The 26,076-nt window shown below is 50.8% G+C and carries 26 protein-coding genes, 1 tRNA gene and 1 pseudogene; 10 read left to right on the plus strand and 18 right to left on the minus strand.

The window, feature by feature from the left end:
* Positions 1 to 7 precede the first annotated feature (7 nt).
* The 3 genes from V6L81_RS10015 to V6L81_RS10025 all read right to left on the minus strand — a co-directional run bounded on the left by V6L81_RS10015 (position 8) and on the right by V6L81_RS10025 (position 2,757).
* Positions 8 to 979 (minus strand): magnesium and cobalt transport protein CorA, encoded by a 972-nt coding sequence (locus V6L81_RS10015; RefSeq protein ID WP_095002262.1) that lies wholly within the window; start codon positions 977 to 979, stop codon positions 8 to 10.
* A gap of 83 nt (positions 980 to 1,062) precedes the next feature.
* Complete coding sequence (locus tag V6L81_RS10020; protein ID WP_095002261.1) at positions 1,063 to 1,845, minus strand: 1-acyl-sn-glycerol-3-phosphate acyltransferase; 783 nt, start codon at positions 1,843 to 1,845, stop codon at positions 1,063 to 1,065.
* A gap of 222 nt (positions 1,846 to 2,067) precedes the next feature.
* Entirely contained in the window at positions 2,068 to 2,757 is a 690-nt protein-coding gene (locus V6L81_RS10025; protein ID WP_095019389.1) for a crotonase/enoyl-CoA hydratase family protein, read from the minus strand.
* Between the two features lie 307 nt (positions 2,758 to 3,064).
* On the opposite strand from V6L81_RS10025, the gene V6L81_RS10030 reads away from it, so the two are divergent.
* Both V6L81_RS10030 and V6L81_RS10035 read left to right on the plus strand, forming a co-directional pair.
* Positions 3,065 to 3,154, plus strand: a tRNA-Ser gene (locus tag V6L81_RS10030).
* 486 nt (positions 3,155 to 3,640) lie between these two features.
* Positions 3,641 to 4,288, plus strand: coding sequence for an inovirus-type Gp2 protein (locus V6L81_RS10035; protein ID WP_338660648.1), 648 nt, complete (start codon positions 3,641 to 3,643; stop codon positions 4,286 to 4,288).
* Between the two features lie 153 nt (positions 4,289 to 4,441).
* Here the strand turns inward: V6L81_RS10035 and V6L81_RS10040 are convergent.
* Both V6L81_RS10040 and V6L81_RS10045 read right to left on the minus strand, forming a co-directional pair.
* Positions 4,442 to 4,738: pseudogene (locus V6L81_RS10040) on the minus strand (cell envelope integrity protein TolA); the annotation flags it as partial.
* Between the two features lie 644 nt (positions 4,739 to 5,382).
* A complete protein-coding gene (locus tag V6L81_RS10045) occupies positions 5,383 to 5,910 on the minus strand; it encodes an OB-fold protein (RefSeq protein ID WP_338660649.1) in 528 nt (175 codons plus the stop codon).
* 186 nt (positions 5,911 to 6,096) lie between these two features.
* Here V6L81_RS10045 and V6L81_RS10050 point away from each other — a divergent pair, with 186 nt between their 5' ends.
* Positions 6,097 to 6,345 (plus strand): helix-turn-helix transcriptional regulator, encoded by a 249-nt coding sequence (locus tag V6L81_RS10050; RefSeq protein WP_338660650.1) that lies wholly within the window; start codon positions 6,097 to 6,099, stop codon positions 6,343 to 6,345.
* 123 nt (positions 6,346 to 6,468) lie between these two features.
* On the opposite strand, the gene V6L81_RS10055 is transcribed toward V6L81_RS10050, so the two are convergent.
* Positions 6,469 to 7,026: a TIR domain-containing protein gene (locus V6L81_RS10055; RefSeq protein ID WP_338660651.1), complete on the minus strand. Its 558-nt coding sequence runs from the start codon at positions 7,024 to 7,026 to the stop codon at positions 6,469 to 6,471.
* Entirely contained in the window at positions 7,026 to 7,874 is an 849-nt protein-coding gene (locus V6L81_RS10060) for a macro domain-containing protein (RefSeq protein WP_338660652.1), read from the minus strand. The genes V6L81_RS10055 and V6L81_RS10060 overlap by 1 nt, the downstream gene beginning before the upstream one ends.
* Positions 7,875 to 8,187: 313 nt before the next feature.
* On the opposite strand from V6L81_RS10060, the gene V6L81_RS10065 reads away from it, so the two are divergent.
* Complete coding sequence (locus V6L81_RS10065) at positions 8,188 to 8,805, plus strand: recombinase family protein (RefSeq protein WP_338660653.1); 618 nt, start codon at positions 8,188 to 8,190, stop codon at positions 8,803 to 8,805.
* 182 nt (positions 8,806 to 8,987) lie between these two features.
* Here V6L81_RS10065 and V6L81_RS10070 read toward each other — a convergent pair whose 3' ends face one another.
* From V6L81_RS10070 to V6L81_RS10085, 4 genes are all read right to left on the minus strand, one after another.
* Positions 8,988 to 9,863, minus strand: coding sequence for a RelA/SpoT domain-containing protein (locus V6L81_RS10070; RefSeq protein WP_338660654.1), 876 nt, complete (start codon positions 9,861 to 9,863; stop codon positions 8,988 to 8,990).
* 21 nt (positions 9,864 to 9,884) lie between these two features.
* Positions 9,885 to 10,847, minus strand: coding sequence for an IS30-like element ISPpu17 family transposase (locus V6L81_RS10075; protein ID WP_004577240.1), 963 nt, complete (start codon positions 10,845 to 10,847; stop codon positions 9,885 to 9,887).
* 83 nt (positions 10,848 to 10,930) lie between these two features.
* Positions 10,931 to 13,051, minus strand: coding sequence for a hypothetical protein (locus V6L81_RS10080; protein ID WP_338661117.1), 2,121 nt, complete (start codon positions 13,049 to 13,051; stop codon positions 10,931 to 10,933).
* 228 nt (positions 13,052 to 13,279) lie between these two features.
* On the minus strand, positions 13,280 to 14,764 hold the full coding sequence (locus V6L81_RS10085) for a site-specific integrase (RefSeq protein WP_338660656.1): 1,485 nt from the start codon (positions 14,762 to 14,764) through the stop codon (positions 13,280 to 13,282).
* 1,148 nt (positions 14,765 to 15,912) lie between these two features.
* On the opposite strand from V6L81_RS10085, the gene V6L81_RS10090 reads away from it, so the two are divergent.
* Positions 15,913 to 16,458 (plus strand): hypothetical protein, encoded by a 546-nt coding sequence (locus V6L81_RS10090; protein WP_095020311.1) that lies wholly within the window; start codon positions 15,913 to 15,915, stop codon positions 16,456 to 16,458.
* A gap of 353 nt (positions 16,459 to 16,811) precedes the next feature.
* Here V6L81_RS10090 and V6L81_RS10095 read toward each other — a convergent pair whose 3' ends face one another.
* Both V6L81_RS10095 and V6L81_RS10100 read right to left on the minus strand, forming a co-directional pair.
* The gene (locus V6L81_RS10095) at positions 16,812 to 17,867 is read right to left on the minus strand and encodes a fatty acid desaturase (protein ID WP_095002256.1); all 1,056 of its coding nucleotides are present in this window, start codon (positions 17,865 to 17,867) and stop codon (positions 16,812 to 16,814) included.
* A gap of 440 nt (positions 17,868 to 18,307) precedes the next feature.
* Positions 18,308 to 18,643, minus strand: a complete 336-nt coding sequence (locus V6L81_RS10100) for a hypothetical protein (RefSeq protein ID WP_338660657.1) — start codon at positions 18,641 to 18,643, stop codon at positions 18,308 to 18,310.
* Positions 18,644 to 18,812: 169 nt separating this feature from the next.
* On the opposite strand from V6L81_RS10100, the gene V6L81_RS10105 reads away from it, so the two are divergent.
* Positions 18,813 to 19,331 (plus strand): DUF4142 domain-containing protein, encoded by a 519-nt coding sequence (locus V6L81_RS10105; protein ID WP_338660658.1) that lies wholly within the window; start codon positions 18,813 to 18,815, stop codon positions 19,329 to 19,331.
* A 63-nt stretch (positions 19,332 to 19,394) separates the two neighbouring features.
* On the opposite strand, the gene V6L81_RS10110 is transcribed toward V6L81_RS10105, so the two are convergent.
* The 3 genes from V6L81_RS10110 to V6L81_RS10120 all read right to left on the minus strand — a co-directional run bounded on the left by V6L81_RS10110 (position 19,395) and on the right by V6L81_RS10120 (position 21,436).
* Positions 19,395 to 19,691, minus strand: a complete 297-nt coding sequence (locus tag V6L81_RS10110; RefSeq protein WP_016779995.1) for a DUF6388 family protein — start codon at positions 19,689 to 19,691, stop codon at positions 19,395 to 19,397.
* A 76-nt stretch (positions 19,692 to 19,767) separates the two neighbouring features.
* On the minus strand, positions 19,768 to 20,970 hold the full coding sequence (locus V6L81_RS10115) for an MFS transporter (RefSeq protein WP_095002253.1): 1,203 nt from the start codon (positions 20,968 to 20,970) through the stop codon (positions 19,768 to 19,770).
* A 148-nt stretch (positions 20,971 to 21,118) separates the two neighbouring features.
* A complete protein-coding gene (locus tag V6L81_RS10120) occupies positions 21,119 to 21,436 on the minus strand; it encodes a YqjD family protein (protein WP_095002252.1) in 318 nt (105 codons plus the stop codon).
* Positions 21,437 to 21,602: 166 nt separating this feature from the next.
* Between V6L81_RS10120 and V6L81_RS10125 the strand changes: the two genes are divergently transcribed.
* Positions 21,603 to 21,857: a hypothetical protein gene (locus V6L81_RS10125; protein ID WP_095032180.1), complete on the plus strand. Its 255-nt coding sequence runs from the start codon at positions 21,603 to 21,605 to the stop codon at positions 21,855 to 21,857.
* 109 nt (positions 21,858 to 21,966) lie between these two features.
* Here V6L81_RS10125 and V6L81_RS10130 read toward each other — a convergent pair whose 3' ends face one another.
* A complete protein-coding gene (locus tag V6L81_RS10130) occupies positions 21,967 to 22,449 on the minus strand; it encodes a GreA/GreB family elongation factor (protein ID WP_095002250.1) in 483 nt (160 codons plus the stop codon).
* 125 nt (positions 22,450 to 22,574) lie between these two features.
* Here V6L81_RS10130 and earP point away from each other — a divergent pair, with 125 nt between their 5' ends.
* The 3 genes from earP to V6L81_RS10145 all read left to right on the plus strand — a co-directional run bounded on the left by earP (position 22,575) and on the right by V6L81_RS10145 (position 25,219).
* A complete protein-coding gene (gene earP / locus V6L81_RS10135; RefSeq protein WP_338660659.1) occupies positions 22,575 to 23,708 on the plus strand; it encodes an elongation factor P maturation arginine rhamnosyltransferase EarP in 1,134 nt (377 codons plus the stop codon).
* Between the two features lie 49 nt (positions 23,709 to 23,757).
* The gene (locus V6L81_RS10140; RefSeq protein WP_016780001.1) at positions 23,758 to 24,330 is read left to right on the plus strand and encodes an elongation factor P; all 573 of its coding nucleotides are present in this window, start codon (positions 23,758 to 23,760) and stop codon (positions 24,328 to 24,330) included.
* Positions 24,331 to 24,469: 139 nt separating this feature from the next.
* Positions 24,470 to 25,219 (plus strand): sulfite exporter TauE/SafE family protein, encoded by a 750-nt coding sequence (locus tag V6L81_RS10145; RefSeq protein ID WP_338660685.1) that lies wholly within the window; start codon positions 24,470 to 24,472, stop codon positions 25,217 to 25,219.
* Here V6L81_RS10145 and V6L81_RS10150 read toward each other — a convergent pair.
* Positions 25,209 to 26,066, minus strand: a complete 858-nt coding sequence (locus V6L81_RS10150) for a LysR substrate-binding domain-containing protein (protein ID WP_095002248.1) — start codon at positions 26,064 to 26,066, stop codon at positions 25,209 to 25,211. The two genes, V6L81_RS10145 and V6L81_RS10150, sit on opposite strands and share 11 nt — an antisense overlap.
* Between the last annotated feature and the right edge of the window lie 10 nt (positions 26,067 to 26,076).

Below are 26,076 nucleotides of genomic sequence, written 5' to 3' on the forward strand. Positions count from 1 at the left end.
GGGAGGGTTAGAGCCAGCCAGACCGTTTGAAGCTGGTCCACAGGCCGGTGACGCCCACCGCAATAAACCCCAGCACACCGAAATAGCCGTAGTGCCAGGTCAATTCCGGCATGTTCTGGAAGTTCATCCCGTAAATCCCCGCCACGGCAGTGGGGAACGCCAGGATGGCCGCCCAGGCGGCGAACTTGCGCTGTACATTGCTCTGGCGTGAAGACTCCAGTAGCACAACGATCTCAATGGTCTGGGTAGCGGCATCGCGCAGGTTGGTGAGGTCTTCCATCTGCCGCGTGACGTGAATCTGCACATCACGAAAATACGGACGCATGTTCTTGTCGATAAAGGGGAAGGTCAGGCGCTGCAGCTCTTCGCTGATCTCCACCATGGGCGCCACATAGCGGCGCAGACGCAGTACATCGCGGCGCAGGCCATGCAGGTGGACGATGTCCGCCTCATTCAGGGCATTGCCCATGATGCTTTGTTCGAGCTGCTCGATTTCGGCATGGATGGCTTCGCTGACAGGCTGATAACTCTCGGTAACGAAGTCGAGCAGGGCATACAGCACAAAGTCTTCACCATGCTCCAGCAGCAGCGGCCGTGCTTCGCAACGCTGGCGCACGGATTTGTAAGAGGCTGAATGGCCATTGCGGCTGGTGATGATATAGCCGTTGCCGGCAAAGATATGGGTTTCGACAAACTCCAGTTTGCCTTCATGGCGAACCGGCGAATAGATCACGATAAACAGCGCATCGCCAAAGGTCTCGAGCTTGGGACGGCTGTGTTGCTCAAGGGCGTCTTCGATGGCCAGTTCATGCAGGTTGAACTGGCGTTGCAAGTTGGCCAGCTCTTGCGCGTCGGGTTGCTCCAGACCAATCCAGACGAAGTGACCAGGCTTTTTCGCCCACTCAATGCCTTCGTCCAGCGTGATATTGGTGACTTTCTTGCCTGCGTTATAAACCGCAGCAGCAACAACTCTCCCCATAGTTCTAATCGCTTCTTCTTCAAAGGGTTATGGCACGAAGATGCAGCTTAGCGTGCTATTGGCCACTTTGAGACGACAAAGGTTCAGTGGTTCGGGTTGGATACTGTCGAGTTGCCCTTGGACAGGGGTGGCAAGTGAATGTTTTTCTGGCTCAGCAGTTCCCGGTCCATGGCTTCAATGCATTCACGCATCTGCTCGTGGCACTGTTCCATCAACTGCGGGATGTCATTCAGGGTCAGGCCGGCTGTCGGGATGGCAGGCAGTGAACGGATCTGGATATCGGCACTGTGCCAGCGGTTGAGCTGCAGGTGCTGGCTATAAGTGCTAACGCACACCGGTACGATCGGCACCCCGGCAGTGATTGCCATCTGGAATGCGCCCTTCTTGAAAGGCAGCAGGGTTTTGCCGAAATTGCGCGTGCCTTCCGGGAATACCCAGATGGACGTGTCTTTCTCTTGCAGGGTGCGGGTAGTCGTCAGCATCGACTTGCGGGCTTTCTGGGCATTGCCCCGATCGATCAGCACATTGCCCGCCAACCAGAACAGCTGGCCGAACAGAGGCACCCACTTAAGGCTTTTTTTGCCGATGCACACAGTGCGGCGCGGTACCACGTTGCCGAATATAAACAGGTCGTAGTTGGACTGATGATTGGCAATCACCACACAGCTTTGCGGCTTGTCCATCAGCGGTCCGACCTCGGCCTTGAGTCTGTAGCCCAGGATCCAGCGGGACGGCCAGGCATACAGGCGCGCGCACAGGCGGCTGTTGTCCGGATTGAAGGGACGGCACATGCCCAGTATTACACCCAGTACGCCTGCAAGCATAAAATGCAGACACATCAACAACATACGCATCGAAAGTAGCATTTACAGGCTCGCCAAAACAAAAGTCGGCGCAGTGTACGGATGTGCACTGTCTTCAGCAATTACCCCGATACAAGTAGGAGATAGCTGAAGTTTTAGCATTTGTTTCAACGAGCTTTGTAAGAGGCGGGCCAGAGCAGTTTGAGAATGATTGCAGGGGGACGTCAGGCAGGCACAATCCCGACCGCAGGTTGCGGTCGGGACCGGTATTTCAGGGGGGGAGGGTCAGAGCGGGTGGTGCTGGTCTTCTTCAATTGCCTTGTCCAGCGTTTCCAGCAGCTCCTTGCGCACCTTGAGCTTGGTGTTCCTGTGGGCCCTCATATTGATCTTCTTCAACTGGCGGGCGGCTTCCAGGGCTGCGGCTTGCAGCTCATCAGGCTTGACCACCTTGTCGAGGAAGCCTGCGTCAACTGCGGTGAGCGGGGTGAACATCTCACCGTTGATAACCGAGCGGTGGAATGCCGATTTGCGCAGCCGGTCGCGGGCCAGCTCAATACCGGCATGGTGCATGGTCATGCCTATCTGCACTTCGTTCAGGCCGATGCTGAACGGGCCTTCCACGCCGATACGGTAATCCACCGACAACAGCAGAAATGCGCCCTTGGCCACCGCGTGGCCGGAACAGGCAATCACCACCGGGAACGGATGCGCCAACAGGCGACGAGCGAGGGTCGAGCCCTGTCTGACCAGCTCAATGGCTTGCTCGGGGCTGGCGGTCATCACCTTCAAGTCATAGCCGCCAGAGAGAATGCCTGGTTGCCCGGTAATGATGACTACAGCGCGATCCTGCTCGGCCTGGTCCAGGGCGGCATTAAACGCAGTGATCACATCCGGGGAGATGGCATTGACCTTGCCATTGCTCAAGGTCAGCGTGGCGATACCGTCTTCCAGGTGATAGGCAATCAAGTCACTCATGGCGCAAATCCTTGTTATGAAGTGGGGCAGACGTTACCCAGCCCCGTGGCCCAGGTAAAGGGCCATGACTGACCGGTGAGTCATGCAATTGGCCTGCACCTTCTATATAGAGGGCAGCGGAGCAGGGTTTTTGCCTGAACGGGCAAAGCTGCGGTGCCGGAATTTGGCAGAAACGCCCCCCCGTGGCATACCGCCAAAAGGACTATTTTCGTAAGCACATGAAAATTCTGAAAAAAACATTTGTCATATCGAAAGCTTTCGACTACATTAGCGCGCCTCGACAGACAGAACTTGTTTGAAGAGATACGGTGAAGTGTCCGAGTGGCTTAAGGAGCACGCCTGGAAAGTGTGTATACAAGAAATTGTATCGAGAGTTCGAATCTCTCCTTCACCGCCACATTTAGAAAAACCCCGCAAATCAATCGTTTGCGGGGTTTTTTGCATTCTGGATTGTACTACTGCTTTGTACTACTCCAATCTGGTCGATCCCCTCACCAGCGAGCATCTGAAGCATTCCACTTTGGTTACGCTTTGAATCGATACGCATTTCGAACATGTGCTAGGGCTGTTCACTGATGTCTTCAAGACTGCTATAGGTTGGTAGTGTGGTGTCGTGCCGTTTTGGAGGCGAGTTTCGCAGCTTATTTGGTCTGAATGTTTATCGTGTGATGTTGGTGCGGTATTATTCCAGTACAGAAACAGCAATACCTCTTCTGTCTAACCATAAAATCATCTGAAACCAGCCGCCAGCAATGCATGGAGAGCATTTGGCTGCGTGCACCATTGTAATATCTATATATAACAATCAATAAACCATAACAAAACATTTTATATATTATGATCGCCATAATAAGAATCAAGACAAATAGGACGCAAGTAGAAAATGAAAATGAAAGAAAGCTTCAATGATACGTTCAAAGGGTTTGAAGTGAACGCCAGCAAATCCAAGGGTTACGGTGTCTATCCAGTTATTTTAGATCGTATGCACAACCAAATGATTAATCTGCAAAGTTACCACTCTCGCATGACAGTGGTTCGAATCGACCTACACTTTCCGGTGGATCACGTTATCAATCCTAAGCATGAAAATATGATGCTTAGTCGGTACATCAAGAAGTGCAAGGCCGATCTTGGTTCAAGCGATTGGAGAAATCATAAGCGGGTCATTCATGGCTGGGTAAAGGAAATCGGAAAAACCGCCAACCCACACTACCATGTGTTCTTCGGCTTCCAGACCCTGGAGCGCAATCTAGGGCTGATTTCGGGCGGCGGGCATACCGGTATGTGGAAGTTATTCGAAAGTCGCTGGCAAGAGCTTACAGGTGGTACGGTGCACTTCACCAAAACGTTGCACTTCTTGGAACGTGACGACAAACAGGCTTTCGCTGACTGCTTTTATCATCTGAGTTATCTGGCGAAGATTAGAGATAAGCATTTCGGCACGGGAGAATCATATCGACGGTTTGGTTTTTCTAAATTAGAACCAAAAAGTAAAGAATTAACAGTTTTGGAAAAGTTAATGGCAGTATGACTTGTTTCTTGTTGAGTACGCCTCCTGTAGTCGCGCTGATCAAGGTTTCAGTTGCCTCCAATATCTTTGTGGCGCACAACTAAAATCCGCGCTCATACGGGCTTGTAGGAGGCTTTGCTTCGTGCCGCAGAATCTAGCTAATCTTTAACTAAATCATAATGTCAAATCATCCGGTGTAAATGACATCTTAAATAGCCGGTATTTAGCTATGTCACTTGGTTTCATTTCCTGTACTTCCGACAGTCGACCGATGTTTTTGATCGCTGCCACTGTTGAGCGATCATATGAAGGATCACCGCTCGACTTGTCGATGTCGACTGACATAATTGTCCCATCAGTGGCCATGCCAATTTGTAACGTAACAGTCATGTTTTGCCGTGCTGAGGGTGGCCGTGCCCAACCTTCAGAAGCCCTAGCCCTGATCAAATCATCAAAGTGAGCGGCAACGTCAAAAACATCGACAACCTCTGGGCGGGCTTTGCCCAATGCGATGTTTGGTGAAAATGCGATGCAATTTGCAAGGTATACCCCAAAATTAAATACAACCCTCGGGCATTGAAAATACAACTCCTCTCCTGAGTCGATATTGGCGGAAAACTCCCGGTTTAACTGTAACTCTGCGACTTCTAAGTGGTTTTTGACAGCTTTCCATGACGATGCTTGATAGGGCGCTAAAACTACCACCGCAGTGGTGCTCTCTCCATAGTCCAAAATTAAATTGGCATTACCATTGTCCATAACTATTTTACTAACACGCCCGCGATAAATTCCAGGTCTACTGTATTTGATTTCAGCACGCGCCTGATTTACTTGCCAGTCGTTAAAGATTTGTTTGGTGTCTATGGCCTTAGCAAAATTCCAGCCTGTAGTGTTGAACATTTGTTGTAGACTGGTATTGTACAAATTCAATGCTCCGGGGTCGATGCCAGCAGTGCATGTCATAGATGCTAAGGACGTAAGAAGTAGTACAGTTAATGGATATTTAATTTTGTTAAATCCTTTTTTCATCATATCAACTCCGTCACAGAAATCTAAATTAATGACTTGGAGAAAACACCACGCAAACGGTGTTCTCACTCAAGCCTAAGACCAATTCAATGTGAATTCATCATGGATATAAGTTGTGTGCGATCCCAGAATAAGCATTCATCTAGTATCGGCCTGCCATATTCGTTTTCGCCACCTTTACATTGAAATGATAGCAGTGTTCCTGTTGATAGCTGCATAAGGCTGGTTATCGTTTGTTCGTTCTGCACGACCCCATCACCGTTGCGCCTTAATTGTTTTGGAGACGTATACGCTTTAATAGTCGCAATTCCACGATCATCGGCAAAGACGGTGATATAGGGACTGCCATCGCTGTCTTTCGATACATTCGATACGACACCGATGAACATATTCCAGCGCCCAAGGAACCGATTGTCGGCGGACAACTTATTAGATTTGTAAGCCGCATAATAGCCTGTAATATCCACTGGCACATGCTCGACAGCAAGCGCATCGTAAAGATGCTTCGCCCGCTCCGTCGCCGCCTGATCACCTGACGCAGCTACTGCCCCTGTGCTGCACGCTAACGACGCAAACAGAACGGATACGACGATACTTATTTTTTTATTAATCATTAATATTCCCAACTCACGAAACAAAAGTGTATTCACGACTACAGCAACTGTGTCACTGGAGGAATCTCAAACTCTAATTTGCCATGCCCGACATAAGGTGGCGGATGCACGCCAATAGAATATCTGAAAATCAGATATCCGAAAACCAGATATAGGTTGTAAGGCTGCTCAGCACTGGACAGCCACATGCCGAAGGCCATTTACCGATCTGAATACGACGTTTTTTTGACCTTGCTAAAAGGTCGACGCATCAATGCTGGACTGACACAGGTGCAGTGCTCAACCGCTTTAGGGCGCCCACAGTCCTTCATGAGCGACGTTGAACGAGGGGTTCGACGGCTGGACATCATCCAGATTTACGACCTGTGCCGGGTGCTCGGGTGCGATTTTGTAGCGTTGATTCAAGAATTCGAAAGCAAAATCCGTTCGCTGTAGTTCATCTTACGCTTGGATGCTGCCATCGAGCCAAAAACCTTCAAGCATCAGCGTAGGCGACTGATGTACGCCCCCCAACCTATCAAAGAACTCTTCGGCTCAGTGGGGCGTAACAATTCTACATTACCCATCAATGCCCAAATTTTTGTATGCCTGGTCACTGTAACAACCCAAGCCACCACCCACAGGGAGCTTGTAATGTGAGAATTGGCCGATTGCATCCAAGATTGCAGCTTTCCTAAACGGCATATGAATAACGTTAGCCGTACCGTCATTGATACGTTTTGCCAGTGCCGCAGGCCAATATGCGGACCATGCGTTAGCGTTACGGATCGGTTTTTCAGTATCGACATAGGCTGCGATGATTGGTATCTGATAGGTGTCCACTGCTCGTTCGATTTCGAATGGCACCCAATCAGTATCATACTTCGTGGTTTTCCCGATAATAAGAACCATATTTTTGGAGTTTTTTAGGCGCTCATGTAGCGAGCGTCGCAGCGTTTCCTTCGCACTTGAATCCCGTACCGCAGCTACTTTCTCGTGGCTGTTGATCAACGTAAAGTCATCGTTGGGGTTTGCTGACCATGCTCGCATTAGATTGTAATAATCAATGTCAGACTTGCCGGGAATATTAGTTCCATTTGCATGAAAAGCGACGTATGTACCATTACGGTATGCCATTATTTTTCCTCCCAGTGCTTTTTAACTTCACGTAGATCAAGATCATCGAACCTATCACGATGCAGGACAATTCGTATTTTTGTAGTTATTTCACTAGCCTTCGTGACTGTAATAGCGGATAGAATTATGAGGTTAAGTAGGTCGCGAGTAGGTAGGCCCAAGCCAGATAAACCACTTCCTACCAGTGGTAAATTCAACGAATGCCCTCCACACTCAATCCGCGCACGCTCCCACAGTTTATTCAAGGCGTTCCACATCATCGTAACATCGGCACTCGCCTTACAGGTTTGTGGATCACTTTGTGCCAGTGCAAATACCAAATATCGTTCTTTGTTTGCTTCAAGCATCGCCGTCGTACCGATGTCATAGCGTTGAATTTTCCCCTCGACTTTTTCTGGTACTTCCGTAGCAACGGCATTCGCCAGCTGCGCCAAAACCTGCTTGTCAAAAGGTTCAGGATGCCCGCCGAAGCAATTATTAATCAATATCCCGTGCAAACTTCGATCTGATACGGGCTTGCCAATTTTGCTATCGAAAAAGTTGTTCACGGCTATCGCCCTAATACCTTCTTGCGTAAACAAGTCACCGAAAATCACTTCGATTTTGGTCGCGCAGTTGGCTACACCGATATCGATCTTGGATGGCTTCCAGACCTTCTTCATACCAACAGCGAGACTGGTCAACACAATTGCAGCAAATGGGATTGCACCTTCGATTTTGATCTGTGGTGAAAAATGGTTCAACGCCTTGATGACTGTAAAAATCATGCTGAACGAACTGAACGCATAACCAAACGCTTTTGCAGGGTGACGTACCAAGCCTCGCCACAGATCACGAATACTACTCATTTACAAAGGCTCCTGGCCTAAAAATTTTCCCATTGTATGAGAGTTGATATCCATGCACTAAGAAAAAACGGACACAACCTATACCTACGTTGTTGACATTCGCGGTGGTAGAAATTTATCACCCTTCCTTGCAGAAGCAATCGGTTGTGCTCGTGGTTGATGAGATTCTCAGCCAAAGATTCACTATCAAATAACTCTACTTTTTTAATAGTCAGATGAATCTTAGTTTCTTGCTATCAAAAGTCTATTGCAGATAGGTATACGATCGAATTATCATAGGGCTATAAAATTAAACTATAAAGGATAACAAAAATTGAAAGCACATCTGTACCTGCGCGCCAGCACCAAAGACCAAGATGCCTTGAGAGCTAAAGCAAGCTTGGATGCATTCGTAACTGAAAAAGGTCTTGTCGTGGCTGGCGTGTATTCTGAAAACATCAGCGGAACAAAGCTAGACCGCCCAGAATTGATGCGGTTGTTGGATGCAGCACAATCAGGTGAATGCATCGTATGTGAAAGCGTTGATCGCCTAAGCCGTCTCTCCCAGTCGGATTGGGAAAAATTGAAAACCAAGATCAAAACAAAGGGTCTACGTCTGGTGATTGCAGACTTACCCACAAGCCACATGTTGATCGAAGATCAGGGAATGACTGGTCAAATAATGGAAGTAATTAACAGCATGCTGCTGGACCTCATGGCGACGATGGCTCGCCTTGACCAAGAAAAGCGTGTTGAACGAATTAAACAAGGATTGGACAACAAGCGCCTTGCAGACCCAGGTTGGACGCCGAAGGGAAAGAGCAAGAACATCGAAAAGTGGGGGAAAGTAAAATTGCTAATGGCTAAACACCCAACAATGTCTGCGGAAAACATTGCAAAACTTGCTGAGGTGGGAGTTGCAACGGTCTACCGGATAAAACGTGAGGTATAGGCCTCCCGTTGGTGGGGTAACTAATGTGCTGGTTCCATATATGTAGAGGTACCTACTAGAGGGTAAATCTAGCTGATATCTATCTAAGGGTGAAATTAAACTTTACGTCTTGAAATATTCAGCTTACGACCGACTGATTTTACATTCGGTCGCATTTCTGATTTTTAATGAGTTGTATCTATCTATGACTCCTCAAATATATCCAGTATCGGAGTTGGTGTGAGGGCGGTTATTTTTTCTGATTTTATAAAAAAATAATTGCACAAGTAGACAATATTGTCGGGCGTGATTGGAATAGATATTTTCTTGTTGGATAGTTTTTCCATGACTTTTTTCCTATCCACTCTGTAGATTGATTTTCCGACATCGATATTTTCATCTAGGACGCTAGTAATTTCCGGATTGATTGTGCCATTCGATCTCAATCGGAATTTTGCTCTGAGCATCTGTGTCCATTCAGATTGTTTGTAGTGCCGATACGCCAGATCTTCTAGAACCTTTAACATGCTCCAGTCTGAAGTTTCCAAGCTGGCGTAAATTCCGTTGAGGGCTCTATCTAGGTCTGAGTGACTTTCCCAGTCCTCTTTGCATTTGTATCTCAGGTCATGTTCTACTTCATGCCAGCCTTCAGATAAAATCGTTCTGATCTGTACTTCAAACGTCCTGTCAATACAGTCGTATTTTTTAAAAATATTACTCGTTTCTACTAAGTTATCAGGTAATCTAAATACTAGGTTGCATCGTGTTGCAGAAAAACTACTTCCTGCAGGAGAATCAATAGTTGAAGATTTGTCGTCATATGTGAAAATATTTTTAATTGTATCGATAGCAATTTTCTGGTCATCTAAAAAATAAAGGGCAATGCGTATGCCGAATACGTCTTGGATTTTTTTTCCGGCGCTGCTATATTTCCCAGGTTCCCGATCAATTTTACTGACTATCGAATATTCTGACTTTGATCTCGAAAAGACCCGGCAAAGTAAACCTAGTTTGGCTAGCTCAGCCTCAATCATGTCTTGTAACTGCTTTGCGATACGAAGCTCGGAGGAATTATACATTTCAGGATTTCCCCCCTGAATTCAACACATAAGTGCAACGCTCACCCCTGTATGCACTTCGTACGGCGTCTTCCAGCCCAAGCGCTTGCGCGGGCGTAGATTGATCCTCGCTACTGTCCGATTGACGGCTTCGACGGTCAGCTTGCTGAAGTCGCTGCCCTTGGGGAAATACTGGCGGAGCAGACCGTTGGTGTTTTCATTGGTGCCACGTTGCCAGGATGAATAGGGGTCTGCAAAAAAGACCTGGCACTGGCTCCGTAGCGCGATGCGTTCATGCCCGGCAAACTCCCTTCCGTTATCCAGCGTCAGCGTGTGAGCGGCATGGCCCTGAAGCATCAGATTGATCGCCCGCGTTACCTGCCGGCGCGTTCTGCGCTTGACCGGATAGGCGCTCAGATAGCCGCTTTTGCGATCAACCAGGGTCACCAGGTTACCGCCCAGTCCATGTACCGTATCGCCCTCCCAGTCCCCCAGGCGCTCGCGGCTTTCGACCTCGGCTGGGCGTTCACTGATTGACACGCGATTACGCAGCTGCCCGCGCCGATCGTGGCTTCCATAGCGTTTCCGGTAGCGCTTTCGGCGATGTCGCAGATAGGTATAAAGCTCACCACCGGCGCGCTGTTCGGCGGCAATGAACCGATAAATCCACTCATGGCTGACCGCCCGGCTTGGCTGCTCCTGCTTCAACCGCTGGGCGATCTGCTCCGGACTCATGCCATGCTTGAGCCACACCGGGAGATGATGGCTGAGCCATGTCGCCGGCTTGCAAAACTTGCGCGCACCCGCTCGACGAGCATCACTTTCATGGGCCGCAGAAACAGCCTTGTAGATATTCTGGGTGCTGTTGCGGCGAACCTCGCGACTGATCGTCGAGGGATGCACGCCGACCCGCTTTGCAATGCTCGCCTGGCTCTCTGCGGCGCTCAAGCCAGCCTCAATCTGGTAACGTTGTCCCTGAGTCAGCTGCCGGTAATGCGTAGTCATCTGCGCTTGAATCCTTCGGTGTGAGAGCCTGGATTCTACCGGTGGCTGGCTCTCTGCCTCTCGTTTCAAGCGTTGCGCTTATTCTATGAATTCAGGCCCAGTAGTTCTTTTACTTCAGGAATGAAAGTCATATTCAGCTCCAGGAAACTAATTTTATCACCCTCAAGGAGATACTGATTATTTCTCAACTCTGCAATCGCTGCCAATATTTGTTCTTGGGAAAAAAAGCTATTGTAAGCGCAGATAACTCGTATAGGCCGGTGTTTGGTAAAGGTCGGGCGTCCACGGGGCCAAAATTTTTCAAGTACGTATATTTGAGCTTTAACGGATTCATTTAAATCTGGCAATAGTTCATTGGCATTGTCAGACTGAGATAGTTGATTTAAAAAATCTTCCGTATCGCTGTGGCATCCACGAGTGAATATATCACCGCGAACACCTTGATTTTTAATTGTGCAACCATAAAATTTACAGTTCACAAACGTGACATTTTGAAAGTTAGTGGTGTTGAAAGATGTGCTTGTGAATGCGCAGCCAATAAATAAATAGTTATTAACAGTGTGGGTCTCGCCTAATTCTACGGCCCCTATTTCGAGATTTTCTATAGCGCTGTCTGATAATTCAATATCGGCTTTGCCGGTCAAACTAATCGTGAATGAAAGCTTTTCATTTGCGGGAAGGAACTCTAGAAAAAATTTTATTGATTGCCAGAATGTTTCACGCCGAATGTTCGACCTAGGTAAAGTTGCCACCACAGAGGGTTCAACAAATCTAGCGTTTCCAACCCACTCACCTGTAGTGTCATCGGTGATTAATTCTGAACAAAAATTCCCTAAAACGAATTCATTTACAAATCCAATACCTTGGCCATCATCTGAACTTCTATCTAGAAGTGCATGGCCAGCTAGTTTGGTTACCAATTCATCCAAAGTAGGTCTTTCATCAGCCGGATATTGTTTGCGTGTACTATCAAGTAAATCGCCAAATCCATCGAAAATCACTTCTGAAATATAATCTCTTGATTCAGATGTGTAGTCTAAAGCCATCATGTCCTTAGCGATATGTTTGAGTATCTTGTATTGGTCGCTAGGTAATACTCTTAAGTCTTGGCGTTTACGTTCCCTTTCCAGCATCGAATTAAAATATTTGTCAACGATCTTGTCTGGTGAGTCAATGGCTTCCATGAATTGTTGGTCTGTAATGCATCGAATATACGATAAAAGTACAGGGTTGTTTAGCCGGTCGATCGGAAAATTTAGATTTCTAAGTTCTTCAAGGCGATGGGTAGGGATCCATTCATTTATAGTGGGTTCACTTATTCTGATTCTGTATATCTCAAAATCTTCATTGTGTGACTCAACCCAGCTATGGAATTCATCACCATCGAAAATTGCAGTTCGACGGGTAGTTAATACGACTTTTGCGGAGTTTTTTAGTAGTTCTCCGATGGTTTCAAGCATTGGTTCAGTGTTGTTATAACCCTCGCCTTCTGTATTTTTACTTTGATGGAGTAGCTCATCAAAACCATCCAGAATAACAGGGACGTTCCCATTTTGGATCTCGGATCTTACAAGCGCGGAGCTTAGGAGCGGAAAGCTGCGGTCAATTTCATCAAGCAATACATATCGGAAAATCTTAGCTTGGCGATTTCGAGATAATTCGCTAAAAAGCGGAACTTTATCAGCTGAGCAAGTAGTGATCTTTTTCAATAACTCAAAAGCTGTACATGTTTTTCCGAAGCCTGCAGCAGCCTCAACTAAGAACAAAACTGGTTTTTTAACAGAAAGCCTTGAAAATATTTCATGCACTACATCACTTTCACCTGGTTTTTCATTGATGGTGTAGTTCGAATTAATATAAGAGTATACACCTTCGTCGGAATGTATTTTAGTAATGGCGTCCGCATGTTTTTCATATTCTTTGTCAAGGCGAGATTTCGTGGATTCTACAGAAAAAAAGCCCTTGAAAAGCTCTTGTTCTACGGAGGAAGAATTTTCGTATTTCCGTATTTTGCAGGCGAAACCAGATTTTTTGAACTCGTCGAATACTTTTTCTTCGTCGCCATGGCCACTTATTTTTACAATGTCTGCGTTATGAAAGTGTCCTGATCTAATAGTAAAGACATAGATACCATCTTCTCGACACTTTGCGGATTCAAATCCATATTGCTTGTATATTCTTGTAAGGGAGTTTGGGTCTATCATGCTTGCTCCATAAAGCATCCGATTCAAAGGCTGCGCAGTGATGTCTAGATGATATCACCTCGCGTGAGGTGATGGGTGTCCGCCTTTTCGTACATTGCTAACCAGTGGGCAACGGCAACGATATGCTTGACTGTATCGAGTTCGATAATAACGAAAAGCGTATTGGCGACAGCATTGCAGCTTTTTAGCAAGACACCTGTGGTGCTGGTTTGGCGCACTAATTCATGTCTAGAGGAGGGGGGGAAGTTTTGAAATCGCGGCTAGCTTCTGAACAGTACTCGCGCCTTTCGAGTAAACGTCGTGTGTCACTGATCCTGTTTCATGTCCAACCAATTCTTTGGCTAAGGCATCTGGCACGTCTGCCCTTATTAGCTGGGTGACTACCGTATGCCGGAAGCTGTGGAAGACGTGGAGTTTACTGAAGGCTGCGGTTGTACGCAGTCTGCCGAACGCCTTTGAGATTGCATGTGAGCGGTGGCCGTAGCGATTAGCTGATTGTGTGGGTATGAGGTAGGTATCTAGTGCGTCTTGAAGAAGACGGTCCACGGTAGTCAGAAGGCTTGCATGAATGGGTACTACACGTTTGCTCGCTTTGCTTTTGCTCCTAGGGAAGTCGAAGCAACGGATACCATCGACGGTTATCACACTTTCTTTGTTAAGTTGGCATAGCTCTTCGATCCTAGCTCCGGTGTACCAGCCCAGCATGATGAGGTCAGCGAGCGACTGATTACTGCCATTTAGCGCCGCCTGACGCAGCTTTATGGTGTCGTCCAGAGTGTAGATTTCCCTGTCTTGGCCTGCTGTCTCGGAACCACCACCTTGTGGCAAATCATGTCCTACGAACGGGTTTACCTTGTCTTTGTATTCTTCACGCCAAGCTGTGTCGTATTTCATCGCCCACTTCCAGAATGCAGTGCCCGCCATGAGGTACTGACCTAGCGTCGCTGGTGCGCGATCCAATGAGTTGAGCCATACATCTACCGTGTCGAAGTTCAGCACGAGTCCTTCGTCTTTAAGGAATGTCGACAATCGGTCCATCTTGCCCACTTGTTGATCAATATGTTTTGGTGCCCCGCCGCGATTTTCCCGAAATGCTCTGTATGCCTTTAAGCGATTTTTCGTAATCGGTGATTTGCTTCTGTGGCTTGCAGGATCAGCAATCAGGGAAATAAGTACAGCTTTCTGTTCCAGGCCGACGGTGTGCCTACGGATTACCAGTTTCTCAGCAAGCTGTTTGTGAACTTCTGCAAGCTCGTCTTGAAGTTGCAGCTTGCCTGATAGTCCCTCGCCCAAGCGTTGTTTTACGTGGGTTTCGAATGCCTCTACCAGTCGCGGATTGCCACGTAAGCGAGCTTCTAATTCAGGATTAATCGGCGGTAAAGGTGGAATGGCTTCGCCGATGATCGCTCGTTTCTGGTTCTGAAACATTGAGCTAACTGTTTCAATCGCAGCAACAACATTAGATTGCCAGCCTTCGGGCAGTTCTCTGCTTTTTCGAGCTGCCTCGATTTGTGCCCACCATGTGGTGAGATACACGCCTCGACGCCGTTGCGCTTCAGTTAATGATGCGGTCTGAAGCGATTTGATAAACACCTTGCGACCGATGACCTTCTGAACATCCGCAGGGACAGCGAGGCGAACGTACCACGTAGATTCACCTGCTTTCTGGATCAGGTTCTTGGTGTCTCTGATAGTGTTGCTAGGTTTTGCCATTTTAGTGCCTAGAATGAGGCTGGGCGAGTGGTGATAGTACTACCTTTTTGTACTACTAATCCTGCTTAAAGCCTTGAATTACGGTAGATAATGGCTCGACCAGTGTTCAGGTTCGAATCTCTCCTTCACCGCCACATTAAGTAAACACAAACCCCTGATTTTCCTAGAGAAAGTCGGGGGTTTGTGGTTTCTGGCGTCTGGAAAATGGTGGTATGGGAATACCGGCTGAATTTTGCCCGTGCTTATCCCTGAATTGTGGAGGGCGCTGGCTGTAGATTCAGAGCGTGTTGCAGGATGCTGACGACGTCCGGGTCGTCTTCATTGATCCGCGTCCCAGAGTGCTGACGGATATCTGGGCGTTTTCAGGATGTTCGACACGAAGGATATGTGCCAGCAATGAAGGAAGATCATGCCATTTGTGCTGGGTGCCTGCGTGCGGGGCTGACTAGTGATCCAGCAATGCCATGATCAATGGCGATGTCAGCGTTGCTAGATATAAAGATGTTTCTGTTGATTTGAAACCGGTGCTGATCGGGCGTGAATCCTATCCATGCAGTCCGCGTCACTCGCCCGGTAAGCCCTACAAGAGCAACATCAAGCACCGGCTATCCAAGCCTTACCATTCTTGGAATGGCGGCCAAGTCTAGCGAATGAATCGTACGATTATAGGAACTACGGTTAAGACGTTTTATTACCTGGGTTTTGATGCGCTGAAAGCCCGCGTTTTGGCTTTCGTGAGGGCTTCCAACTTTGCCAGGCATCTCAAGGCTTTGCACGGCTGAACTCCGCTCAAGGTGTTCTGTGAGGCTTGGACTGAAAACCCAGCCTGTTTCGCAATGAGTCCGCAGCTTCTCATGTCGGAACCTTACACCTAGTAAGCGCACAATTAAAACGCACTCTTATAGTGCTCCCGCAAGTATAAGTTCCCTGCCTGCACCCTAACCAATCGCACGATTACACACTACGAAAATCCGCACCAAATTAGCGCGATAGCATTCAGTGCAATGAAATTCGAAAAAATCAAGCGCGCAACTATTGGCGTCAGCCTTCTTGACCTATGCAAAACAAATACTAGTATGGATTTCAAGCCTGAAGTCGACATTTAACAGGTTGGCCTTTGCATCATAAAAAGGAGGGATGCAATCCATATGAAGCTGAGTAAGCCGCTGCCACTTAAACCCCTATACAGGGATAATATGACGCTAAGCCCTGCGGAAGAAAATGATATGACCCACGTTTTTTTGATGGGAAAGGATGCGTGGGGTGCGGAATTCCAAACGGAAGAATACCTTGATATATGCTGCGCATCGGAAAAATACAGATTAGGCAACTGGTTTATCTTAAGGGATAGCAGCGGGGCGCCCCTATCATCTGCCATTTCCTATGTGATCCCGGGGCATAACAACAGTTCATGGATAGGCATAGGCTCATTAGCTACAGAGGTAAACAGCCGCAAGAAAGGATATGGCCTAAGCTGCCTGTCAATGCTGCTAGAAGGCTATGAGAAACAACAAGCAACTACAGGGTTTATGCTTTTTCAAGACGTACAAACCAACATCTACAGATCAGCTGGTTTTGTTGCAGCAGAATCAAGAGGCTATAAAGGAGCTCACCCGAGCTTGCTGCTTAGAATAAATGAAAGGAATAATCAGGAAGCTGAGTATTTCTTAAAAAACCCGCCGAGCTATTTTTAATTGTTCATGAGCAAGGTGCTTACTGTTCTTGCCTTTTTTCGAGGGCTAAACGCAAAGAATACACATGCCCTATCAGGCAGCAGATCCACAAGTTGACACACAACCCCATGGGGCTGCCATGGGGCCGCTCGTTAGTCAGCAGATCCTCTGCAGTCGTTATAAGCCGGGGGCCGTGATTTGAAAAAACGGGTATGGACGGTTTCGAACCCCTCCTTAAACGCCACATTAAGTCAACACAGCCCCCTGATTTCCTACAGGATGTGCGGTTGATAAAGGCTTAGCCAGTTCTGAAGGTCACTGGCTAGGGTGATATTTATAGGGCGAGATCAAACAAATAGAAGCGGGTTGATTGCTTAAGCTTCCGGTTGCGTAAAGCTGTAACGGTTTGAGCGCTTATAGGTGCCGAAGTCATTAAACCTGACACCGGCGTCCGCTAAAACTTTATGGGCGAAGGGCGCGGTCATTTGGCGCAGGTAGAACGGGTCCTTGACCACAAAGTGATGAATGCAATGGGTGCTCCCGAAGTTGAAGCAAAACAACTGGAATGGCCACAGCCACCACCGGTTCATGACCTGGGTTTGCTGCAAGGGATTGCGTGGCATGACGTCGCCGAAATAGTGAATGTTAGAGCTGATAAAAAACAGGCAGAACTGACGGATGATATTGGGCGCGACGATAATCACCACTGCAGCATTGACCACCTGTATCAGCAGTGATGCGGCAGCAGAGAGCTCAACGGTGAGGCCCATCAGCGAGTTCACCCATGTGTAGAGGTGGTAACCCAGGAATATATACCAGCAGCCCCAGTACAGAAGCCCCATGGGCGCATTCAACCGAAGCACCTTGACGGTCAACCTGATTTTTTCTTGCCAGGTCGGTGCGAACAGGGCATTGACAATGCCAAAGACAAAACCGTCGATGAGTTTTAAAAAGCGCTTGGCCCCCCACTTGCTGCCGCTGGTGGTAATCCAGGCTTCAACATCGGTGTGGGTGCCGGATTCTTTGTGATGATGAAAGTGCAGTTCACGCCGTAACCAGGGGCTGGGCATGCCGGGGCGGGCTATCCAGCACAGCAGCATCATCAGGTTGTGCGCCACGGGGTGTTTTCTGAAATACAGGCGATGAATCAAGTCGTGTTCAAGTTCATGAATAAATGACGTCAACAACGCATTGATTACAATACAAAGCCAGCCGGGAATAAGCCCTTTTATATACAGTGTGCCCGTTATTATCATGCCAGTTACAGAAACAGCCATCACGCTGGCGCCTATGGCATTCTGGAAGCCCAGTACGCGATAGCGTTTACGTAGCTCATTACTGTGCTGTGTGATTTTTTGAGTAACGTCGTTAATTAAATCCTGCTCGGTTTTTGGCAAAGTCGTACTGGGTGCTCGAGAGTCAGTGTTCATCACTTCATCCTTTGAAGACGATGGGTTGGGATCGCTTCACTAGAAAAGCACATTTATTTTATTGGGCAAGTTTTAATGTTTTTATGGCGGGGTGGTCGGACGAGTGGATATATATCGTTATATTGTCGGACAATAACTTTGTGGCGCGGGGTTAACTTTTGCGTCGGGTTAAATATCGGCCTGAAAACTAACGGTTGATATCATGTAACTGGCCTGGACCGAATTGTTGCGAATGCTCGGTTGTGTGGCGCCGGGATTGAAGGATTACTACCCGGTAGTGCCATTGAGCGCTCCCATTCGAGCTCAAATGGATTTAGACGATGATAAGGCTGCTCCCCCTTTGGCGTGCTGTTGCTGAATGCGGGCTGCGCGCAGGCCCGGCAGTACACGCCACCTGCCGGTGCCCCCAGGCGCTGCCCGGTCACGGCCCAAGACTTGATTCAGGAAGGCGGACTGTTCAGGTCCAGCTCTCTGGAAATTGCTTGTTCCGCTTTCACGAATGCTGGGGTTTTGCCGGCATCGGCATAAATCTCTTCACCTTCTTCAATCCTGATGACCTCAGAGCCCTTCACATAGGGCATGGCCTGCTCTGCTTGCTCAAGCGCGCAATGAATCAGGCTTTGGGTAATGGTGGCTTCATCCAGGCCGTAGGCTTGGGCAAAAGCCTTGATTTTGATCAAATCACGCTTGTGCAGTGAAAGGCTGTATTCAACCCGCTCACTGGACTCCTGAGATCTGGACTCCCAGTTGTCGAGCATGGCCCTGAAGGCGTCCATATGGCTTCTCCTGTTTGACGGAAAGTGCTGCTGGACAGTATGGCTCAGGGTTCGCTGAAGTGCCTTCAGTTGCCATCCGTCAGAAAAAACAGCTTTGATTTAAACCTTTGCCATCACGTGCCTTCAGATTCTGTGCAGGGAATAAACCTGCCTTTTTCTGGAGGACGTTATGAAACAGCTGATTGGCCCCAAACGCTTTGTGGCAGGTTGTGCCCTGGTCTGCTCCCTGATCGTGGCGGCCACAGCAGTCGCAGCCAGTCCGGCAGACTTTGTTGATGAGGCTCATGCAGCAGGGATTGCGGAGATCGAGACCAGCCGTATGGCGATCAGTAAAACCTCTTCGACGGACATAGAAAGCTATGCCGTGGAAGCCATCAAGGACCATACCAATGCCAATCGGGATTTGAAGGATCTTGCCAGCCGACTGGGCCTGCAGGTGTCCAGCGATGAGCAGATACTCGACAAGGCGAAAAAGCTGATGCTGCAAGTGCAGGAGGGCGATTCGTTCGACGCGGCCTATGCGGCCAATCAGGTCAAGGCCCATGAACAGGCCATCGAGTTGTACAAGGAGCAGGCGCAAAATCCCGAGTCACCGGAGTTGCAGGCGTTTGCCGAAAAGTATCTGCCCAAGCTGGAAATGCATCTGCTGATGGCGCAAAAACTGGTGGATGCCCACCACAAGTCCTGATCCTTTAAGTGCAAAAACGCCCGGTGAGTGATCGACCGGGCGTTTTATGCAACGTGGCGTGGCTCAGACCGCGATTTCGTTGAACCCGCAGTACTCTTCCCAGCTCATGTCCAGGGCTTCGGCGACTTCCTGATGCACTTCAAGGCGCATGCTCTTGAGTTCTTCAGGGGAGCGGGCGATCAGTTCCAGGGCCAGTTCCCAGGCTTCCAGGCCGCGGCTTTCGGCTTCGTCCTCAAAGGCCCACAAAATCTGTTGCTGGCGGTCCTCGGCGCTCAGCTCTTTCATTTCTTCGATCAGTTCAGGGTGCGCCTTGATAAAAGTATCCAGGGCCAGTTCGTTACGGGATTCTTTAGGGATCATATGGCGTCTCGGATGGTCAGGGCATTTTTCGCATGCTAGCGAGTTCGCATTACGATGAAAAGTGCCATATAGCTGCTTAGCCCACCGGTTGCAGCTTGCTTTCGCGCTGCAGGCTGTAGCCCCATACCGCCAATGCCAGTGTCGCGACCACGGCGCCGACCACGACAATACCGTCCCAGCCATAGGCCGGGTAGGTCTGCGCACCTACCAGTGAACCCAGTGCGCCGCCAATGAAATAACAGGTGATGTAGCCAGCATTCAGGCGGTTGCGGGCTGCCGGGCGGACTTTGAACACCGCGTTCTGGTTGCTCACATGGACCAGTTGCACGGCAAAATCCAGGGCCAGCACACCGATCAGCAAAGCCACCAATGAATGCCCGGCAAATGCCATGGGCAGCCAGCAGGCCAGTAGCACCAGCAGGCCAGCGGTGGTGGCCTGTTGCCCCTTGCCGCGATCAGCCATGCGTCCGGCCCAGTTGGCCGCTACCGCACCGACGGCGCCGGCCAGGCCGAACAGACCGATCACCGCGTCCGAGTAGCTGTAGGGTGGTACCGCCAGCAAAAAGGCCAGGGGGGTCCAGAACAGGGCGAACAGCGAGAAGGTCAGCAGGCCCAGCAGGGCGCGCAGGCGCAGTACGGGTTCTTCGATAAACAGAGTGAACACCGACTTCAGCAGTTTTGGGTAGCTCAGCCCGGCGCTTTGATGGTGGTTGGGCAGGGCGCAATACAGCGAGATGGCACTGATCAGCATCAAGGCGGCAGCCACCAGGTAAATGGTGCGCCAGTCACCTGCCGATGACAGCGCGCCCGCTACGGTGCGGGCCAGCAAAATGCCCAGCAACAGGCCACTCATCAGTGTCCCAACGACCCGACCACGGCTTTGCGGGTCGGTCAGGCTGGCCGCCATGGGCACCAGCACCTGGGCCGATACCGAAAACAGCCCGGTCAGTGCCGTGCCGATCAACAGCCACGTCAACGAAGGGGCAAATGCGCTTAGCAGAAGGCCCAGGGCGCTGAGCACGGTCATGGTGACGATCAGTCGGCGTTGTTCGAACAGATCACCCAGCGGCACCAGCAGTAACAGGCCAGCGCCATAGCTGAGCTGGGCAGTGATAACCACGGTACCGGCGCTGCCCATGCTCAAGCCCAGTTGCTGGGCGATGGTGTGCAGCAGGGGTTGGGCGTAATAGTTGCTGGCAACAGCCAGGCCGGTGGCGGTGGCCATCAGCAGAATCAGGGCGGTGCTAAGAGGTTTTGTTGCAGCAGTAGACGTGGACATTGACTGTCTCGTTGGCATGGGGAATGCGACGAAGTATCAGAATGTCAGCGGAGAATGTCACTGAATATGTCGGCGGTTTTAAATTTTAAACCGCACAGCCCCTGGCAATAATCACCAGGGGCTGTGCAGGCAACAGTGGCAGCCAATGTTAGTTGCGACGGCCCAGCAGCAGGCCAACGACCAGACCGAAACCGGCCGAGATGGCCACGGTCTGCCATGGATGGCCACCGATATAGCTTTCCGTGGCGTCGACCACAGGCTTGGTGCGCTCGCGCACGTTGGTCACTGAATCCAGTGCCTGCTTGAGCTTGAGGCTCACCTGGGCACGCAGGGTTTCGCCTTCTTCACCGACCAGGGACACGCTGTCCTTGAGCAGCTTTTCAGATTCGGCAATCAGGTCTTGCAGTTCGCTGAACGCTTGATCCTTGATTTGATCTTCAGCTTGTACGGCATTTTTTCGAGCCATTGCGGTACTCCTTGCAGGTTAAAGGGGTGATATGTAATGGAGTCAACCCAATGCTAAAAAGTTGCATCTGATTTGCGCCTGAGCTGAAAGCGTAGTCAAAAACCAGACTGAGACACTTCTTTGTAGGGTGTAAGATGTCACCTAATTAACACCGCAGGAAATTCACATGAGCTTCAACCTCGCCAACAAGCCTCTCGCAGAGCGTGCAGCGCTTGAAGATGAAAAATCCCGTTTGTATGACCTTTGGCAGAGCAACCTGGGCAAGGCCAAAGGGGATGCGGCGCGTTTGTTTGGTGAACGTGCCAAGCGTAAGGGCAAGTGGGCTGAATGGGTGCGCTCGGAACTGGACGTCATGTCACCGCCGGAATACGCCAACATGGTGCGCAGTGAGTTGAACCGCATGGTGGCTGCTGCCAAGTAAGGCATGCATCAAACTTTGGTAGGAGCGGGCTTGCTCGCGATTCAGCTGCCGCGGTTTATCTGCGTGACCGGGGCGATACTATCGCGAGCAAGCCCGCTCCCACAGTTGTCTAGAGCGTTTCGCAAACGCTAAACACCTGTACCGCACCGCCCACATTGATCTGCACTTCATCATCAAGCTGTTTGCCCTGCAAGGCGGCCCCCAGGGGTGAGCGCGGGGTGATGACGGTGACCGTCTGCCCGCTGTGGTCGAGCTTGAGCCCGGCGGCATCGGGGGCGAGGAACAGCCACTGTTCGCTGCCATTTTCGGCTTCCAGCCTGACCAGCGCTCCGATCTGAATGCCCTGCGCCGGGTTGTACGGCGCAAGGGTCATGGCCCGGCAGTTTTTCAACGCCTGGCGAATTTCCTCAACCCGGCGTGCCTGTCCTGTGGCCAGATATGACGCTTCCAGGCCGAGGGTGTCGTATTTGTTCTCGGCGATGTTTTCCGCATGGGTGGCCGCTTCATAGGCGGTTTGCGCCGCGCGCTGGAGGACATCGAGGTCGATTTCGAGTTTCTCCAGCATCAGCAGGTGCACAGCAGTCTTGTTCATGGTCGCAGCTTGATAGTGACGAACGTCGATTGTCGCACGAGTGCCGCGCAGATTAATCCGCCTCAAGACTTCTGTACGCAGCCAATTATGCGGACAATCCCCCCTTTTGAATGTTGGAGCCCGGTATGAAAGCCTCCTGGGATATTTTTTGCAGTGTGGTCGATAATTACGGCGACATCGGGGTGACCTGGCGTCTGGCCCGGCAGTTGGTGGCCGAGCATCAGCAGGGCGTACGGTTGTGGGTCGATGACTTGCGTGCGTTTGTGCCGTTGTGCCCCGAGGCGGATGTCGGCGCTGCGCAGCAATGGCAGCAGGGGGTTGAGGTTTGCCAGTGGCCGGCGCAGTGGCCGGCGACGGAGGTTGCCGACGTGGTGGTCGAGGCCTTTGCCTGCAAACTGCCTGAAGGCTATCTGCAGGCGATGAAGGCTCGCGAAAAACCGGCGTTGTGGATCAATCTCGAGTACTTGAGTGCCGAAGACTGGGTCAGCGGCTGCCACGGCCTGCCATCGATGCGGCCTGACGGTTTGAAACGGATGTTTTTCTTTCCGGGGTTTGATGCCGGTACTGGCGGGCTGTTGCGTGAGGCAGACTTGTTGCAGCGCCGCCACGCCTTTGAGCAGGACCCGCAGGCCAAGCAGGTATTTTTGCAGGGGCTGGGGGTTTGCCCGGCGCACAATGCGCGGCTGATTTCATTATTTGCCTATGAAAATACCGGCCTGGCCAGCTGGCTGGATGCAATGGCGGCGGGGGCCGGGCCGACCCACCTGCTGGTGCCACAAGGACGGATCATGGGTGATCTGCTGCAGTGGCTGGGTATTGAGCAGTTACCCCTGGGTGCGGTCGAACAGCGCGGGGCGTTGACCGTTCAGGCGTTGCCGTTCGTCAGGCAAGAGGATTACGACCACCTGTTATGGAGCTGTGATTTCAACGCAGTGCGCGGTGAAGACTCGTTTGTGCGGGCGCAATGGGCAGGGCGCCCCCTGCTGTGGCATATCTATGAGCAGGAAGAAGACGCGCACTGGGTCAAGCTCAACGCATTCCTCGACCTCTACTTCAAAGGCCTTTCGCCACAGGCCGCCCGGGCGGTTACCGGGCTTTGGCATGCCTGGAATGCTGGCGCCGAGATGGGCGAAAGCTGGAATGGGGTGCTCCAATGCTGGCCTGAAATCGCTGCACACGCTGAACAGTGGTGTCTGGAACAGTCATTACAGGCTGATCTTGCGCAAGCGCTAGTACTGTTTTATAGAAATTGGATATGATACGCGACCTAGATTTTTGTAAATCTCAATCCAAATTCGGATATTCGTAATGAAAACTGGTAAAGAGCTTAAACCCGGTACAGTCATCAAGCTCGAAAACGACCCTTGGTTGGTTCAGAAAGCTGAATTCACCAAGTCCGGTCGTAACAGCGCGATCATGAAGACCAAGCTGAAAAACCTGCTGACTGGCTACAAGACCGAAATCGTATACAGCGCTGACGACAAGCTGGAAGACGTGATCCTGGATCGCAAAGAAGCGACCCTGTCCTTCATCAGCGGCGACACCTACACGTTCATGGACACCACTGACTACACCATGTACGAGCTGAACGCTGAAGACATCGAAGCCGTTCTGCCATTCGTTGAAGAAGGCATGACCGACGTTTGCGAAGCGATCTTCTTCGAAGACCGTCTGGTATCCGTAGAGCTGCCGACCACTATCGTGCGTCAGGTTGACTACACCGAAGGTTCCGCTCGCGGCGACACTTCGGGCAAGGTGATGAAGCCTGCCAAACTGAAAAACGGTACCGAGCTGAGCGTTGCTGATTTCGTTGAAATCGGTGACTGGATCGAAATCGATACCCGTGACGGTGGTTCCTACAAGGGCCGCGCCAAGGTTTAAACCTTGCGTTAACCGCACGATGAAAAAGCCCGGCCTTGATGCCGGGCTTTTTTTTGCTCGATGAAAAAGCCCCGGTTCTGCGCTTTGCCCGGCGCCGGGGACTGGTTAGCATGGGTGCTCACAACGAGGGGTGGTAATGCTGATCGATTTTGTAATGTATGCAGCCTTGGGTATCGCCATGGGGGCGCTGGGCGGGTTGTTCGGAATTGGAGGCGGTCTGATCGCGATCCCGGTATTGGGGTTGTGGTTCGGTCTGGACCAGCAATTGGCGCAAGGCACGGCCCTGGCCATGTCGGTGCCCAATGTGTTCTTGGCGTTGTACCGCTATCAGCAACGCAACAGGATCAATTTGCGTCAGGCATTGCCGCTGGTGCTGATGAGTTTTTGCTTCGCCTGGTTGGGCGCGATGCTCGCCGTTGGCGTGGATGCGCGGATCATTCGCTGGGGCTTTATCGTCTTTTTGCTGGCGATCACCCTCTATAACCTGATCAAAATGTACACCTCGCCAGCCCCGCCTGTGGCCGGTTCACGCTATGGCTGGCCGTGGTTCGGGGTGCTGGGTGCCGTGGCAGGCACGACCGGCGGGCTGTTTGGTGTCGGTGGCGCCGTGGTGGCGGCGCCCGTGCTGACCAGTGTGTTCGGCACCACTCAAGTTGTGGCCCAGGGCCTGTCACTGGCCCTGGCTGCGCCAAGTACGGCGGTGACTTTGCTGACGTATGCAGTGCATGACGAGGTCAACTGGGCCATGGGCGTACCGATGGCCATTGGTGGGCTGTTAAGCATCAGTTGGGGTGTCAGGCTGGCTCACGCCCTGCGGGAGCGCCTGTTGCGCGGCTTGTACTGCGGGTTTTTGCTGCTGTGCGCGGGGTTGCTGGCGCTCAAAGCTTGAAGCCTTCGACGATGTATTCGGCAAAGCACTCAATGATCGGTGACGACGCGCTGTTGGCTTTGCGTAACAGCACAATACTGGCTGAGGGAAGCTCCGGCAGGTTCTCGGCCGCGCCGATGATGCGCAGGTCGGGCGTCAACAGGCTTTGTAGCTGGGCGGTGACGGCGAGCCCGGTGCTGACCACGGCGTTGATCGCCGCGAGGCTGGCACTGGTGTAGGCAACCCGGTATTCACGTTGTTGAATATCCAGGGCATTACAGGCCCAGGTCCGGCAAAAACAGTCGGTATTGAACATTGCCAGGGGCAGGGGTGTTTGTTCATGGGGCGAAAAGCCTTGGGCCACCATCCAGACAAAGCGTTCCTGGCGCAGGATCTGGCCCATTTCGGTACCGGGTTTGCGGGTTACGATCGTCAGGTCCAGATCATTACGCTGCAACAGCTGGGATGACGGCTCGCAATGTACCTCGACGTTGATCAGCGGGTAGTCCTGGGCAAAGCGCGACAATACGCCGGGCAAAAAACGCATCACGTAATCATCCGGCGAACCTATCTTCACCGTGCCCACCATCTGTGGTTGGCGCAGGGTGTTGAACACTTCGCTGTGCAGCTTGAGGATGCGCCGGGCATAGCCGAGCAGCACCACGCCTTCCTGGGTCAGGCTGACAGTGCGCCCTTCGCGCTGGAACAGCGCACATTGCAGCACGTCTTCTTCCAGGCGTTTCATCTGCATGCTGACCGCCGACTGGGTGCGATTGACCGCTTCGGCGGCGCGGGTGAAGCCGCCGTGATCGGCGATGGCGGCAAAGGTGCGCAGCAGGTCGGTGTCGATGCTGGGAAATTCAGCCATTGATCAATCT

The sequence above is a fragment of the Pseudomonas bubulae genome (assembly GCF_037023725.1).
Classification (GTDB): Bacteria; Pseudomonadota; Gammaproteobacteria; order Pseudomonadales; family Pseudomonadaceae; genus Aquipseudomonas; species Aquipseudomonas bubulae.